Raw genomic sequence first — 15,461 nt, forward strand, 5'->3', positions numbered from 1 at the left:
AGTACGAGAGGACCGGGATGGACATACCGCTGGTGTACCAGTTGTTCCGCCAGGAGCACCGCTGGGTAGCTATGTATGGACGAGATAAACGCTGAAAGCATCTAAGTGTGAAACTCGCCTCGAGATGAGATTTCCCATTCCATTAAGGAAGTAAGACCCCACAGAGAAGATGTGGTAGATAGGATGGCAGTGGAAGTGCAGTGATGCATGGAGCGGACCATTACTAATCGGTCGAGGACTTAACCAAGCGAAGCGGTTAGGTTTATTGAAAAGGGTTAGATGTTATTTAGTTTTGAGAGCACAAGCTCTCACCCGCAAAGGGTAGTGTGGTGATGATGGCTTGAAGGATACACCTGTTCCCATGCCGAACACAGAAGTTAAGCTTCAAAGCGCCGAAAGTAGTTGGGGGATCGCTCCCTGCGAGGATAGGACATTGCCATGCTAATGCTGACTTAGCTCAGTTGGCAGAGCACCTCATTAGTAATGAGGAGGTCGGAGGTTCGAATCCTCTAGTCAGCATTTTATAACAGTGGAAAGCCTGTATTAACAGCGTTTAACGTTGCGAGTACAGGCTTTTTTATGTCCTTTTGAAGTGCTTTAACACATTCTTAACACGTTTTACGTTTTAACTGGAAGTACATAATAACGATACGCCTCTGAATCATAGCTCAAGCCTTCTAAACTATAGCTAAATTAATTTAGGAGCAGGCGCCTAATAACGACATGTATTAAGTGCTTACCTTTAGGACAGTAAGATCATTTATCCTATATATTGGTCTATCATCATTTAATGCTTGAGATAAAATATTTCTGGATTATAGTCAATGACAGATAAGAATAAATCAAATTAACTTTTTAATTTTCAATATGTCGTCATTTGATAACTGATTGACATGAAATGATATTAAAACTGGCATCATTTCCCCATATAATAAAGCCATGATGAAGTTATAATGATTTGGAGGAAATTGTGATGGCAAATAAAACAGCTTTAATTACGGGTGCCACGGGTGGCTTAGGTACAGAATTGGTTAAATTGCATGCCCGTGAAGGTGGGGACCTTATTCTGGTTGCCCGTAATCCACAAAAATTACGAGATCTACAACACCGCGTTCAAACTAAGTATGGTGTGAAGGCATTAACGATAGCTATTGATTTTACTCGTGAGGATGCTGCTCAGCTAATCTTTGATCGAGTCAAACAGGCTAACTTAAGTGTTGATTATCTGATTAATAATGCTGGCTTTGGTGGTCAGGGAACTTTCTTAAAGCGTACCCTTGATCAAGATATTAATATGGCCCGGGTTAATATGCTAATGCCAACTAAGTTGATGAAATTGTTCTTACCCGCAATGGTAAAACGGGGACATGGTCGAATCTTGAACGTTTCTTCGGCGGCTGCTATGATTCCGGGGCCATTGCAGGCAGAATATTATGCTACCAAGGCATATCTGACCTCTCTTTCGAATGCTTTATGGTATGAATTGAAAGATAGTGGAGTCCGCGTGACTACTTTAATGCCCGGGGCAATGGCGACTAACTTTGCTCAGGCTGGTGGATTGACGCACACAAAAATGTTTGCAAATGGTGTTAACCCGGCTAAGGTAGCCCAAGAAGGCTATCAGGCCATGCTTGCCGGTAAAATGAACATTTTCGCCGGATTGCCGGGATGGCAGCGGCCCTTTGTTAACATGATGCCATTAATGCCCAAGAAAATGGTTATGAGTTTTGTTGCCAATCAACAATCAGACAGAAAGTGATAGTGATAGATAATGGTGGAAAACTTTATTATTGATGGTCAGTACCAAAAGCTCTTAACGAAATACGGAATCAATATCAACCAGGTGCTGAAGCTTGCTGAGCTTCCCGCCGATACTTTTGCTCATCACCAAATTCGACTAGGTGAGCGACAATATTTTGACTTGTTGGATGCAATTGAACAAGTTGCCGCTGATCCAGCAATCGCTATTAAGCTTGCTACTAGCAATAATATTGAATCATTTTCCGCCCCACTTTTGGCAGCCTTTTGCAGTGAAAATGGTTTGGCAGCAATTCACCGTCTTGCCCAGTACAAAAAATTAATCGGTCCCCTTAAGTATCAACTAACAACTACTAAGGATAAGGTTGGGATTGCTTTGTTAACGGTTAGTGGTCTCCCATTAACTTCTCGCTTTTGTGTGGAGAGTGAGTTTGCCTTTTTGGTCAACTTCCTTTCTCAAGGGTGTGGACAACGGATTGCACCAATTATGGTAGGAACAACTTTTGCCCCTCACCAGGTAGTGAAAGATTATTTAGGTGGCCGGTTTAATCGGGGGCCAATTAATCGGTTAAGTTTTAAATATTCTGACCTTGTCCGTCCCTTTAAGACCAACAACCAATCCTTGCTTGCATACTTTGAACCAGCTATTGAGAAACGATTAAGTGAGTTGGGAGCAGACGATACCTATACAACCCGGGTGCGAAGTGTCCTGCTGAACCTTTTACCAAAGGGTCAGGCCTCTGCAGTGGTAGTTGCTCAAGCTCTTGGTTTAAGTAAGCGGACACTCCAGCGAAAATTAAATCGAGAACAAACAAGCTTTCAGCAACAATTAAACACGGTGCGGGCGGCTTTAGCCAAGAATTACTTAACGAACACAGCTTTAACGATTGATGAGATTGCCTTTCTTTTGGCCTATACAGAAACTAATTCATTTGTTCGGGCTTTCCGTTTTTGGACTGGACGGACACCCAATTCTTATCGAGAACAGGTGTAAAACTATAACATTCCTAAATAGTCATGCATGAAGAATAGTTATTTCCAATGCTAACGAAATTCAACTACAATAGTAATAAAGCATGACTAAGGGAGGCTCAGCCATAATGGAATATTTAACTTTGAATACGGGTGCTAAAACACCAGTACTTGGCTTTGGAACTTATCAAATTAGTCCCCATGATACTGCAGAAGCGGTTAAAACCGCAATTGATACTGGTTACCGGTTAATCGATACCTCACAGGATTACTTTAATGAAAAAGAAGTCGGTGATGGAATCATCGCTTCTGGGATCGACCGCCACCAGTTATTCTTGACTACTAAGGTTGATACCGATGGCTATGAAGAAACAAAAGCAGGGATTGACGAGTCACTTGCTAAGTTGCAAACTGACTACTTAGATTTAATGATTCTGCACTGGCCACGGCCACAATCATTGGGTTCCTATAAGGCATTGGAGGAGTATTACCATGCTGGGAAGATTAAGGCAATTGGCCTTTCCAACTATAATATTCAGCAAACGAAGGATCTAATTGCTCAGACTGAGGTAATGCCGGCAGTTGACCAGATTGAAACTAATTTGCATCTCCAGCAGGGGAAAATGCACGATTTCTTGGTAAAGCAGGGAATTGTCCACGAAGCCTGGTCACCCTTAGCACAAGGGGCGCGGGTATTAAATAACGACCCTATTCTGAAGAAGATTGGGCAAAAATACCACAAGACCGGAATTCAAGTATTGCTACGCTTCCTTACTCAACGGCAGATTATGACGATTCCGCGGTCAATTAATCCCGCTCATATCCGGGCTAACTTCGATATTTTTGACTTTCAATTAACAGCTGACGAAATGAAACAAATCCAGACGCTTGACCAACACCGGTCTGCAATTGGCTGGCCATCATCAATGGCCGTTGATGCTTAAACTTAACCAATAAGGGCTCTGCACGAAACATGCAGAGCCCTTATTTACTTTGGCCATTGGGCAATAATCTTTTTTAAAAAAGGTTGTAACCGTGGTCGTTGTCCCTTAAGGTAGGAGGCATAGAAAGAGATAGTGGCTGCTTTATCAGTGATGGGAATTTGTACTCGATCTGGGCTTGTGGTTAGTGTTCCTGGATCTAATTTACTGATATTGGTACTAAAGTACGGGAAATTGGAGTACTTTGTAATTTCATTTAATGCTTCTCGCTGAGCCTGGTAGAGAAACTTGGCATCAGGAATGTGTTCTTGAATCACCTGTTTCCATGACCCAATACCGCTGATTACAACGAAGCTTAAGCCCGCTAACTCTTTGAACGTGATCGTTTGCTGATTAGCTAAGTACATGAACTGGTCGAGGTTGACACTTAATTGTTCCCGGCCGACGAATAGCGATTCAATTGTCTTGGTTTGAATCTCACGATTGCTGAAGACAATTGAATACCGGTGAGTGGTTAAGTCATTTTCAACCTGTGCTGGATCAATAAAATGCTGATCCAGCGTGATGGGATAATCATTGGCCAATGATTTGGCAACAATAAGTGGCCCAGGAGCACTAGCGCCGATTCGAATGGCTTGCTGTGTGCGGGCATAGTCGCGAACCTGGGTGACGAATTCTTGGTTAGCTGCTAGGAGTTTTTGTGCTTTTTGAGCGGCTAATTTTCCCGTCTTAGTAAGGGTAATTTTATTGGGTTGTCGGTTAAATAGGCTAACCCTTAGTTCTTCTTCTAGTTTTTGCATTCCGCGAGTGATGGTTGGCTGAGTTACCATTAATTTTTTGGCAGTTTTGGCTAATGTCTGAGTTTGACTGAAGGTAACGAGTTCTTCTAATAGGTAATTATCAATCATTGCAGCTGCACCTCTTTTAGGATCTACTTTAAGTATACCTTAATCGTATCCTAGTGAGGTGACCATCTTACTGGTGCAATAATCGGTAATTTTTAAAATCATCAATGAAATTATCAAAATTTCATTGATGATTTTAATTGCCTTAAGAAAAATAAGTATAGATTGCTGTTATAATGAAAAAGTAAATTGATGATGGAAATCTTAAATTGTTTATTATGTTTTTTCAACATTGAATTAATAACCAGATTTTTTACAATGAAAATTAAGTGTAGGAAAGAGGACCAATAACCGTGAAGCTGTCTACTAAGAATTCAGTTTATGCTGGAATTTGTCTGCTAGTTGCTCTTATTGGCGTCGGTCCTGAATTGCATCGTGATCACGTTCAACATCGTCAAAAAGCTCGGCAAACCGAAGTGGCCAAATCAAATCAAGCTAAAACTAATCCAACCAGGGACACGCAATCCTCTAACCGCCTTGCTCCTAATTTAACTAATCCCGCTAGTCATATGCGTAAACCGATTGATTGGCATCAACCATCAGAAACTATTCCTTATCCAGACTTAACGAAGGTTAAACATTTTTGGGTCAAGGTTAGCTTAAAGAAAAATCGTACTTACCTTTATGATGGCAATAAAGTGATTTATATCATGTATAGTACTGGTGGCCTCTATGTTAAAGACCCTGCTACCGGTAAGAGGAAAAGCATGACCCCAACTGGTACTTATTATGCCCAAAAGGAACGTGGTAACAGTTTCTTTAATCGTTCCCTAAACGAAGGTGCTAATTATTATGTTTCTTGGTTAGACCATGGCAAATATCTTTTTCACAGTGTTCCTACAAAAGCGGGTGGCACTTATAATGTTAAGGAAGCCAATAAACTTGGTAAATCTACCGGTTCGCACGGCTGTATTCGTCTCTCTATTCCAGATGCCCGATGGATGTCTAAAAACTTACCGGTGGGAACGAAAATTGTCATCGTTAACTAATTTAATTCCAATCAATACTGAATCAATAATCAAAAAAGTTAGGATAATGCCAGTAATTCTCAGTCGTCGTAACGGCATTAATAAGGTTAATAAGTTATAGATCCAAATAACTATTAAAATTAAGCCATCGGTAACTAATAAATGTTTGTAAAAACGCCGTGGCAACTGTTGTAAACTTGAAAAGAAATCATTTAACATTAAGCTCTATCCCCTTTGGTAATTGCTGCAACCATTTAGCATCTGGTTGTGATAATTGGATTGTGTTTTGCAGCTTGTTTGCTGGTTTGATCCAATTATGGGCAACTTTTTGACCGTTGATTGTTTGTGGACTTTCAATAATATCTTTATTGCTCAAAAGCTGCCAATTAGCTGAGTAACTATGTTTGCCATTGTCAACGTGGTATAGAGATTGGCCCTGTGACTTTTGTAAATGGTAGTGCCCTGCCGATAGGTCACAATTAGCATGCATGATGTAAACTATTCGGTGGCCATTGATTACGTACAGCTTATTTGCCTGCGAATCCATTACCAAAACTACTTTCTTTTTAATTGATGGATAATTTCCGAGCTCTGAAGGATGCTTGATATTAGGCTTTCGCAACCGATTTTCGGCAATTAGTTGGCTAGCCGCATCGGTTCCTTTAACGCTGGGTGTTCTGGTAATCCAATATTCAAGGTTGGTAATTACCAGAATAGCAATTAAAAGCTCACCGGCAATTTTAAGCATTTGTTTAATTTCCTGATTCATACAATTCCCCTCTAACTAGGTGATACCCGATGAAAAAATTCTTATCTTTAATCTTAACTCTATTTGTGGCTTTAACAATAGCTAATCCGGGCAATGCTAGCAACAAGATCGATGCTAAAGCTGCCATGATGGTCGATGCATCTACTGGTCAAGTTATTTATCAGCAAAACGCTAACCAACAGCTTCCCGTGGCTTCAATCAGCAAACTTTTAACGGTCGCTGTTATCCATGATTCATTACGGCAAAACATTATTCAACCGTATACCAAGGTGAAAATAGATTCAAACGCTGCCGCGATTTCTAATGATCCCCAGTATTCTGCAATTGGCTTGATTGAGGGGCATTCCTATCCAGTAGTAGAATTATTAAACGCTGCGATGGTTAAATCCGCTGATGGAGCAACCTTAGCGTTAGCGACCGCGACCACTGGTGGCGATCTGGAGGCATTTAACCTTAAAATGCAGCAAAAGGCCCAAAGTATTGGTTTAAAACATGCATATATTGTTAACCCAGTTGGCCTAACTAATTCAGAACTTAAAGGCTATCAATTAGCCAATGTTAATGGCAATGCCGAAAATAAGATGAGTGCCAAAGACGTGGCAATTCTGGCAAATTATTTAATTAAAAGTTATCCGCAGATCCTCCAGGTTGCTGCGCAGCCTAAGGCTAATTTTATGATTAGTAAGAACCGCACCAAATCTGTACAAAACCTAAATAAAATGCTTTCTGGCGGTAAGTATACGGTGAAAGGTGTTACTATTAATGGCCTCAAAACGGGAACTTCTGATCGTGCTGGTGCCTGTTTTGTCAGCACCGGTACTTACCGAGGCCATCAAATCATTACTGTCGTTTTGCATGCCAACGGACAGAATAAAGATAATCGTTTTATCCAGACTCAACGACTCTACCAGTTGTTAAAAGATGATTACCATCAGTATTCTGTTAAGGTGGACCCGCAATTAACAAGAATAAAGGTTAATCATGGTGGCCAGCATTATCTTAATGCAACACCACAACGAATTTCTTACTGGGGTCAAAGGCCAATTAGTAATTACACAGTTGCCGTTTCACTTAAGCAAAATCGACTTGTTGCACCAATAAAGAAGGGTGCAGAGATAGGTTATTTTAAGATAATTTCGCCACAACTAAAAACTATTAACAATGAGCCATTAAATTATAAGCTTTATAGTAACGATTCCATTCAAAAAGGATGGTTTTAGGGGCTTAGTAATTTTAAGCGACCTTTTCACTATGTTTTCTTATTAAAGAATGCACAAATTTAACTTTTTTCACAAACTACTATTAAGACTATATGCATTGTCATTTGTGTGATTATTCACGTCAGTTGTAAATGCTTGTGAAAATAATGGAAACGGTTACAATTAGTTAGGAAAGGTGGTTTTAGAGATGGCTTATAAAACAGTTAACCCATATACTAATCAAGTGGAACATGAATATGACAATGCTAGTGATCAAGATGTTGAAGCAGCCTTGCAAGCAGGTCACGAGCTTTATGAAAAGTGGCGTGATGGCAGTGGCTTAGCTGATCGCAAAAGGGTAATTACTAAGCTGGGCCAACTTTTACATCAGCGCAAAACTGCTCTAGCCGAGTTGATGACCAGGGACATGGGAAAGTTAATTGGTGAAGCTGAGGGAGAAGTAGAACTTTGTGCTTCTTTCTGCGATTATTATGTTCGCCACGTCGACCAATTCTTGGCACCCCGTGCAATTTACACTGAATCTGGCAATGCCTATGTTTTGCGGCAAGCCAGTGGGGTCCTGATGGCGGTGGAACCATGGAACTTCCCATTTTACCAAATTGCCCGAGTCTTCATTCCTAACTTCTTGGTTGGCAATCCGATGATTCTAAAGGATGCTTCTAACTGTCCAACTTCAGCCCAGGCTTTCGCTGATCTGGTCAAAGAAGCCGGTGCCCCAACTGGTAGCCTGACTAATCTTTTCATTAGTTATGATCAAGTTGGTCAAATCATTGCCGATCCGCGTGTTCAAGGCGTTTGCTTGACCGGCTCTGAACGCGGTGGTCAAGCTGTTGCCACCGAGGCCGCTAAAAATTTGAAGAAGAACACCATGGAGCTTGGTGGTAATGATGCCTTTATCGTGTTGCCAGATGCTGATATTGATAAATTAGCCAAGGTGATTTATTCGGCGCGGTTATACAATGCTGGACAAGTCTGCACCTCATCTAAACGTTTCATCGTTCCGGACAACCTTTACGATGAATTCTTGAAGCGAGCTAAGAAGGTCTTCAGTTCCGTTAAGATGGGTGATCCACTTGACCGTTCTACTACTTTAGCACCAATGAATTCCAAGAAGGCTAAGGACAAGTTACAAAAGCAGGTTGACACTGCAGTTGAACACGGTGCCAAGGTTTACTATGGCAATCAACCGGTCGACTTGCCGGGACAATTCTTCATGCCAACTATCTTGACGGACATTGATAAAGATAATCCAATCTTTGATCAAGAACTATTTGGCCCCGTAATGTCGGTCTACAAATACCATGACGTTCAGGAAGCCATTGACTTAGCGAATGATTCTAGCTTTGGCTTAGGAAACACCGTTTTTGGTGAAAATATTCAACAGGCTCGTCACGTCGCTAGTCAAATTGAAAGTGGCATGACCTGGATTAATTCCGGCTGGGCTTCACTACCCGAATTGCCATTCGGTGGTGTTAAGCACTCTGGCTATGGCCGTGAATTGAGTGAACTAGGCTTCACTGAGTTTGTGAATGAGCACCTAGTTTATGAGCCAGAAAATTAACTTTTAATTCATAAAAAGTTGTTAACAATTAATTAGTTGCTAACAGCTTTTTTAGTCGGTGAGAATTGGAAAATTATCTAAACAACTCTATTATTCTAGTTAATAATAAGGTAGGATAAATAGCAAACAGGAGGAGGGGAATAATGCAAGCAATCTTATTTGACCTGGATGGAACCCTAACTGCATCGGGCCCCGGAATTATCAAGTCTGTTCAATATGCCCTGGAAAAGATGGGGTGCCCGGAACCAGATACCAGGAAGTTACGCTTCTTTATCGGGCCACCTTTAGAAGAGTCAATGCGGCGTTTTCGGCACTTTACTCACCAGGAAGCCATTCAAGCAGTTAATTATTATCATGATTATTACCGGAAAAATGGTGTCTTCGACAATCAACTTTATCCAGGTGTAACGCACCTCTTAAAATCGTTAGCGGCTACGGAGTTACAGGTAGCTGTTGCCTCATCTAAACCAGAAGTTTTTGTTCGGCAAATTTTAGAGCATTATCATTTGACCCAGTATTTTGATCAGATCGTTGGTGCTAGTTTGGACGGTCAACAACGAGTAGGGAAGGCAGCAGTGATTGAAGAAGCACTGCGGCGTTTGGGTATGACTAATTCTCGCAACCAGGTATTGATGGTTGGCGATACAGATAATGATATCGATGGTGCTCAACAGGAACGGATTGCCGGTTGGGGTGTCAGCTATGGTTATGGAACGGTTCAGGAATTGCAAACTGCCGGTGCCCAGGTAATTGTCAACGATGTACCAACTTTAGAAAGAAAGCTAATAAAATTAAAGCCGGAAAGCTAAAAAACGCCTTAGCAGTGTAGTGTAAATTATACGCTGTTAAGGTGTTTTAGTTGTATTAATTTTCAACAGTATACCGTACCCAAATAGCACCATCGTCGTAAGATTGGATGTTCTTTAACTTAAGGCTAATCGGGCGACGGTTAACTGGTCGACCATCGAAGAGGCTTGGTTGATTAATCCGTCCATCGGCGCCAGGTCCAATAACGATGCTAAGCTCATCGATTAGGCCAGCGTCCAGGAAACCACCGTTGATCTTTCCACCACCAACAATGGCCAAACGATCAACGTTAAATTGGTCGGCGAGAATACTCATTGCTCGAGCAAGATCAATGTGGTCCTTCCCGGTAGCAATCCAGGAAATTCCTTTAGCGTCCAAGTTCTTCAGGTAAGCAGTTGAAACTTGCTCACTAGTAATGATCAAGTGCGGTTTAGCAGCTCCAGTATCATTCCCCCATGAAGTACGACCTTTGGTATCCATTACGATCTCGTAAGCTTTGGCACTAGCATTTTTACCAAAGGCTTCCTTGCCTAACGGTGCACTGTTAGTAGTAACGAGGTGGCCATTGGATAATTCAGTTTGAGCGGTGACCCGACCACTGATTCGGGTTGGGGCATTGATAGCGCTAAGGGCAGAGTAATATTCATTGTTACCACGTAACTGAGCGGTCATGCCACAATCAATACGGCCATCAATCGAGGTCATCATGTGACAAATAATATATGGCTTGTTCATCTTAATTGTGTCTCCTTGTCGATTACTTGTTATTTTAATCATAGTACAAGGGAACTATAATTTGAAATACTTATCTATTATCATCTACTATGCTCTAAATGTATTGATTAGTTATTGATAATGGCTTCACTTTGGATTACTTATCAAATAGATTTAATATTATTTACGCGTAGTGCTAGTTCGTAATAAAACGCATATGATATAAATTATAATTCAAAATAATTATTTCTAAACGAGTTTGAAAGCCACTGTATGTTTCCACTTCAAGCGTCTAGGTAGGAGTAGTTCAAACGAGTGTGGAGAACAACGGTAATTACGAAACAACCTTTGCCAACCAGAACAAGAAATTAGACGTTGTGTCAGGTAATGCTAACGCTAATGATTTGCAACATTGGGTTACCCAGTTTAAGTAAGGAGTGATTATAATGACAAAGGTATTAATTATTGGTGCGACAGGAACAATTGATGGCGCAGTTCGTCAAACTTTGTTAAAGGAAACGGATGATCAACTAACCCTATTTGCTCGTTCTGCCAGCCGCTTGAATACTGATAGCAGTCGTGAAACAGCCATTAGCGGTGACGTGATGAGTGATGCTGATTAGACAAAGCTATCAAGGGTCAAAATGTAGTTTTTGCTGCCCTGAGTGGAAATTTGGGTCAATTTGCTAAAAAATTGTAGCGGCGATGGATCGAAATAATGTTTCCCGGTTGCTCTTCATTACTTCAATGGGTATCTACAACGAAATTCCTGCTAGTTTAGGTGGTGGCAACCTGGATGAAAATCCAGTATTACGTCCATACCGTGAAGCAGCCGATGCTATTGAAGGCTCTGATCTGAATTACACAGCAATCCGTCCCGGTTGGTTTACTGCTGGTCCAGTTAATTATGAAATCACGCATAAGGGTGAGCCATTTGGTGGGCACAACGCCACGATTAGTTCCATTGCTGACCTGGTTAAGCGTTTGAGTGCTGATCCATCGTTGTACTCTAAGGATAGTGTTGGAATTAACACGCCACAGCATTAGTTTTAAATAGAATAAAACATTAAAACGGGGCAAGTAGTTATTAGCCACTTGCTCCGTAATTGTTTTCTTTTAAATGTTAGTTAGCTAGAACGTGCTCAAATTCTCGCTCTAATAATTCGATTTCAAAATTATACGCATTTAGCTTAGTAGTTACGTCCTCATCACTATCCATAGGATTTATGGAGATTTGGGGATTAACGGCTAATTGCTTAGCATGGAAACCCGTCAATACAAGCTTCATAGCAATTTGCGCTTGCAGGCCACCGTGAGCTCCATATGTCACCATGCTAATTGGTTTATTGCTCCATTCTTTTCCTAAGTAATCCAAGGCGTTCTTAAGAGGTGCCGGATAACCAGAGTTATATTGTGGGAATAGTAAAATAAGTCCATCATAACTTTTGATTAAAGCGCTCCACTTCTTAGTGTGTTCTTGTGAATATTTGCCTAAGGCAGGAAGTGCGGACTCGTCTAAGAAGGGTAAGTTAATTTTCTTAAGGTCAATCGTGTCAAACGTAATTTCTTTACTAGAACTGAGAACTGACTTAATCCATTTGGCAACAGTTAAGCTACGTCGGCTCGGGCGTGTCGATCCAATAATAATAGCAACTTTTTTCATGATTCTATTACTCCTTAAATAAAAATTTTAACTATGATTACTAATAAATAAACAATTTAACTTATTCATCAAATGGCTTCAGAATTTGAATATGGCGAAGATGATATTTAATATAACCGCTTTTCTCTAGAGCACTTAACTTCCGTGAAAGGGTTTCGGGGGTTGTCCCGAGGTAGGAAGCAACGTCTTTTAAGGCGAAAGGCAGCTTGATTTTTTGACCACCCTGTTGCTGGAGACGAGTTAAATAGGTGGTGATGCGGTCACTAATATTTGTGATACTTAGCAAGTAATTTTGTTGTCGTAAGGTGGCAATCCTTTCTGCTTGCCCTTTAAGCAGTCTAAACGCGATCTCGGTATCCTTACCGATTAGTTGTAAGAAATCACTTCGGTTCAGGATGCAAATATCACTTTCACTAGCTGTTTCAACAAAATTATTATGGTTGTCATTGCCAAGCAACCAGGTTTCACCAACATAATCTCCGGTTTTTAGTAACCTTGTCACCTTCTCGTTACCATCAGCGTCGAGATGGTACATCCGAGCTGTTCCATGAGCAACGATGACGAGCTTATTGGGATCATTTGGACTTACGATTAATTCATGAGCTTGATTATGTTGATGGTGGACTAACCGTTCAACTTGTCTTTGTTTGGTTAAATTAAGACCTTGAAACAAGGGGACGAGCTGAACGCATAAATCTTTAGTCATTTTTCCACCCACCCTTTAGAAATCATCATCATCTTTTTCATTGTACAGTCCTTCGCGTACTTCGTGGTTGAGAAAACGCTGCGCTTTGGCAATCTGTTCTTTAATCCATGCTAACAGGTGGGATAAATTGGCTCCTAACTCTGGCCAATCCTCCTTTTGAGCAAGCTTAATTGCCTTAGTTATGAATAGGGTTTGGGTATCAAAATCTTTTACTAACTGAAATAATTGTTCGTTACCTTTTAGATACTTGTCAGCCCCGTTTTCTTCAAGCATGCTAAACTCGGTCAATTGCTTTGTCGTCGTTGGAATGGCTTCACTATTATCAGTTAACAGTTGATTAAGCCGGTTGAATTCGGCTATTTCGTAATCTAGCCATTGATTAGCAAACTTTTCCAAAAAGAGCGCGGCAGGACCCTTCGCAAAGAACTTGGCTTGGGAGATTTTCAGGGAGTGGATTAATAAATTTGAAATAATATGGCCCGTCATTGCACCAGCAGTTGGTGTGTGGTGGTCAATCTCACTTTGTTTTAGTTCTTGGGCATACAGTTCTTCATTAGTCATTGGCTAACTCCCTTGTTTTAATTGCTTTGACCTGGTAACCAATTTTTTCAATTTTATTTTTAATTTTATCTACACTTGTTTGTTGATCATCTAACGTAAATTTAACCTTGCCGGCATTAAAGAGAACCTTAATATCACCTGTCCCAGCCGAACTTTCGACACTTTTTTCAATTTTAGTTAAACACGATGGACAAGTTAAGCCACCCAATTTCATCATTACTTTTTCCATAAAAAACACCATCCTTCATATTGATATTTTAACTAAGGGCCTTGGAAATAAAATTGATCCTGGTCAATTTTGGGGTGAAAAATGAATTAGTCGCATTGCATTGATAATAACGATTAAAATGCTCAGTTCATGAATCAACATCCCCGAAGCCATTTCAATATAGCCGGCAAATAAACCGATGAAGAGTAAGACAACCGTTATTAGGGCGATAACAATATTTTCCTTCATATTATGCATGGTTGCTTGGGCCAATTTAAAACTAGTTACAAGGCTAGTTAGATTTGATTTAACCAGCACCAGGTCAGAAACGTCCATTGCAATATCAGCACCTGACCCCATTGCTACTGCAACATTTGCTTGTGAGAGGGCGGGGCTGTCATTGATTCCATCGCCAACGAAGGCAATTCGCTGATCTTTTTGACGCTGCTCTTTAATAAATCGTGCTTTGTCTTCTGGCAGCATTTCGGCAATTACTTGGGTGAGGGGTAGTTCTTTGGCAATTTCCGTAGCGGTTGCCTTATTGTCACCCGTCAACATTACTAACTTCTTGATACCCATTGCCTTTAATTGGTGGAGAGCAACAACGGCATCGGGACGGAGTTGGTCCTTAATACCGAAAACAGCTAATTGTGACTTATCAGTATTAGCAAAAATAACGATTGAGTTTCCTTGGCTCGTTAATTCATTAACCACCGATACTAATTTGGGTAAGAGGAGTTGGTGACGCTGCATGAGAGCCTGATTTCCTAATAAATATTTATGGCCATTAACGTTTGCCACAATACCTTGACCCTTAATTGTTGTAATTTTATTAACAGGGACTTGAGTAGAAGTAGGTAACTTAGCAATTGCTTTGGCTAGCGGGTGGTTAGCATTAGCTTCAATACCAGCTGCTAGGTTAATAATTTCTTGGCGATTTCCTTGCAAGATCCGGACTTTAGTTACCTCAGGTCGACCAATTGTCAAAGTCCCCGTTTTATCGAAAGCAACAGTATCTAAGTGACGAATTTGATCCATTACCTCTGAACTTTTAAACAGTGCCCCGTGTTTAACACCATTTCCAATTCCAGCAACGGTTGACGCGGGCACGCCGATCACTAATGCCCCAGGACAACCGAGTACCATCACCGTAATGGCAAGGCGAAAATCTCGCATAATGATACCAACCAGAATGGCAATGATTAACACTGCAGGGGTATAGTATTTGGAAAAGTGATCGATGAATCGTTGGGTCTTAGTTTGTGAATCTTGTGCTTCTTCAACTAAGTCGATAATTTTACCAAAAGTTGTTTCTTCACCGGCGGCGGTTGTTTTAACCGTAATTGTGCCATCTTCTAGGAGTGTCCCCGCATAGATCTGATCACCTGCTTTTTTAGTGATCGGTTTTGACTCTCCGGTGACACTGGCTTCATTTAACACGGCATTGCCGGTTAAAATTTGACCGTCTACCGGGACCTGTGATCCGGTTTTAATTAAAACCCGCTCACCTGGATTAACTGAATCAACCATTTTCTTTTTGATTTCATTATTTTCGGTAACAATGGTTGCCGTTTTGGGAGCAATCTTGGCGAGGTCATTGACGGCCGCTCTTGTTTTATGTAAAGTACTATCTTCAAGGACTTCACCAAGCATAAAAAGCCAGGTTACGATTGCTGCCTCATTAAATTCACCGATAATAAAAGCCCCG

15 protein-coding genes, 1 tRNA gene, 2 rRNA genes and 1 pseudogene are annotated in these 15,461 nt (G+C 40.9%); 11 read left to right on the forward strand and 8 right to left on the reverse strand.

The annotated features are described in order from the left end of the window. From ACEYV4_RS06415 to ACEYV4_RS06440, 6 genes are all read left to right on the forward strand, one after another. A 23S ribosomal RNA gene (locus tag ACEYV4_RS06415) occupies positions 1 to 247 on the forward strand; the annotation flags it as partial. Positions 248 to 325: 78 nt separating this feature from the next. Beyond that, positions 326 to 442: ribosomal RNA gene (gene rrf, locus ACEYV4_RS06420) — 5S ribosomal RNA — on the forward strand. Between the two features lie 4 nt (positions 443 to 446). Next, positions 447 to 519 (forward strand) — tRNA-Thr (locus tag ACEYV4_RS06425). 454 nt (positions 520 to 973) lie between these two features. Then, complete coding sequence (locus ACEYV4_RS06430; RefSeq protein WP_373842519.1) at positions 974 to 1,759, forward strand: SDR family NAD(P)-dependent oxidoreductase; 786 nt, start codon at positions 974 to 976, stop codon at positions 1,757 to 1,759. 12 nt (positions 1,760 to 1,771) lie between these two features. Beyond that, positions 1,772 to 2,752 carry a helix-turn-helix domain-containing protein gene (locus tag ACEYV4_RS06435; protein WP_373842520.1) on the forward strand — a complete coding sequence of 327 codons (981 nt, stop codon included), beginning with the start codon at positions 1,772 to 1,774 and terminating at the stop codon, positions 2,750 to 2,752. A 106-nt stretch (positions 2,753 to 2,858) separates the two neighbouring features. After that, positions 2,859 to 3,674 carry an aldo/keto reductase gene (locus tag ACEYV4_RS06440; RefSeq protein ID WP_373842521.1) on the forward strand — a complete coding sequence of 272 codons (816 nt, stop codon included), beginning with the start codon at positions 2,859 to 2,861 and terminating at the stop codon, positions 3,672 to 3,674. 44 nt (positions 3,675 to 3,718) lie between these two features. Here ACEYV4_RS06440 and ACEYV4_RS06445 read toward each other — a convergent pair whose 3' ends face one another. Continuing rightward, positions 3,719 to 4,579, reverse strand: coding sequence for a LysR family transcriptional regulator (locus ACEYV4_RS06445; RefSeq protein WP_373842522.1), 861 nt, complete (start codon positions 4,577 to 4,579; stop codon positions 3,719 to 3,721). 290 nt (positions 4,580 to 4,869) lie between these two features. Here ACEYV4_RS06445 and ACEYV4_RS06450 point away from each other — a divergent pair, with 290 nt between their 5' ends. Further along, positions 4,870 to 5,565, forward strand: a complete 696-nt coding sequence (locus tag ACEYV4_RS06450; protein WP_373842523.1) for a L,D-transpeptidase — start codon at positions 4,870 to 4,872, stop codon at positions 5,563 to 5,565. Between the two features lie 187 nt (positions 5,566 to 5,752). Here ACEYV4_RS06450 and ACEYV4_RS06455 read toward each other — a convergent pair whose 3' ends face one another. Further along, positions 5,753 to 6,313 carry a hypothetical protein gene (locus ACEYV4_RS06455; protein WP_373842524.1) on the reverse strand — a complete coding sequence of 187 codons (561 nt, stop codon included), beginning with the start codon at positions 6,311 to 6,313 and terminating at the stop codon, positions 5,753 to 5,755. Positions 6,314 to 6,342: 29 nt separating this feature from the next. Here ACEYV4_RS06455 and ACEYV4_RS06460 point away from each other — a divergent pair, with 29 nt between their 5' ends. The 3 genes from ACEYV4_RS06460 to ACEYV4_RS06470 all read left to right on the forward strand — a co-directional run bounded on the left by ACEYV4_RS06460 (position 6,343) and on the right by ACEYV4_RS06470 (position 9,903). Then, positions 6,343 to 7,533, forward strand: coding sequence for a D-alanyl-D-alanine carboxypeptidase family protein (locus tag ACEYV4_RS06460; RefSeq protein ID WP_373842525.1), 1,191 nt, complete (start codon positions 6,343 to 6,345; stop codon positions 7,531 to 7,533). Positions 7,534 to 7,720: 187 nt separating this feature from the next. Continuing rightward, positions 7,721 to 9,094, forward strand: coding sequence for an NAD-dependent succinate-semialdehyde dehydrogenase (locus tag ACEYV4_RS06465; RefSeq protein ID WP_373842526.1), 1,374 nt, complete (start codon positions 7,721 to 7,723; stop codon positions 9,092 to 9,094). 143 nt (positions 9,095 to 9,237) lie between these two features. After that, the gene (locus ACEYV4_RS06470; protein ID WP_373842527.1) at positions 9,238 to 9,903 is read left to right on the forward strand and encodes an HAD hydrolase-like protein; all 666 of its coding nucleotides are present in this window, start codon (positions 9,238 to 9,240) and stop codon (positions 9,901 to 9,903) included. A gap of 55 nt (positions 9,904 to 9,958) precedes the next feature. On the opposite strand, the gene ACEYV4_RS06475 is transcribed toward ACEYV4_RS06470, so the two are convergent. After that, positions 9,959 to 10,636, reverse strand: a complete 678-nt coding sequence (locus tag ACEYV4_RS06475; RefSeq protein ID WP_373842528.1) for a dihydrofolate reductase family protein — start codon at positions 10,634 to 10,636, stop codon at positions 9,959 to 9,961. 425 nt (positions 10,637 to 11,061) lie between these two features. Between ACEYV4_RS06475 and ACEYV4_RS06480 the strand changes: the two are divergent. After that, a pseudogene (locus tag ACEYV4_RS06480) lies at positions 11,062 to 11,662 on the forward strand (NAD(P)H-binding protein). A 76-nt stretch (positions 11,663 to 11,738) separates the two neighbouring features. On the opposite strand, the gene ACEYV4_RS06485 reads toward ACEYV4_RS06480, so the two are convergent. The 5 genes from ACEYV4_RS06485 to ACEYV4_RS06505 form a co-directional block, all read right to left on the reverse strand. After that, positions 11,739 to 12,278, reverse strand: coding sequence for an NADPH-dependent FMN reductase (locus ACEYV4_RS06485; RefSeq protein ID WP_373842529.1), 540 nt, complete (start codon positions 12,276 to 12,278; stop codon positions 11,739 to 11,741). Positions 12,279 to 12,339: 61 nt separating this feature from the next. Further along, a complete protein-coding gene (locus tag ACEYV4_RS06490; protein ID WP_373842530.1) occupies positions 12,340 to 12,984 on the reverse strand; it encodes a Crp/Fnr family transcriptional regulator in 645 nt (214 codons plus the stop codon). Positions 12,985 to 12,999: 15 nt separating this feature from the next. After that, positions 13,000 to 13,545, reverse strand: a complete 546-nt coding sequence (locus ACEYV4_RS06495) for a DNA-binding protein (RefSeq protein ID WP_373842531.1) — start codon at positions 13,543 to 13,545, stop codon at positions 13,000 to 13,002. Next, entirely contained in the window at positions 13,538 to 13,774 is a 237-nt protein-coding gene (locus ACEYV4_RS06500) for a heavy-metal-associated domain-containing protein (RefSeq protein WP_373842532.1), read from the reverse strand. Before ACEYV4_RS06500 ends, ACEYV4_RS06495 begins: the two co-directional genes overlap by 8 nt. Positions 13,775 to 13,837: 63 nt before the next feature. Beyond that, positions 13,838 to 15,461, reverse strand: a 1,624-nt coding sequence (locus ACEYV4_RS06505; protein ID WP_373842533.1) for a heavy metal translocating P-type ATPase, incomplete at its 5' end; no start/stop codon positions are given.

Origin of the sequence: Limosilactobacillus sp. (genome assembly GCF_041859915.1) — a bacterium.
Classification (GTDB): domain Bacteria; phylum Bacillota; class Bacilli; order Lactobacillales; family Lactobacillaceae; genus Limosilactobacillus.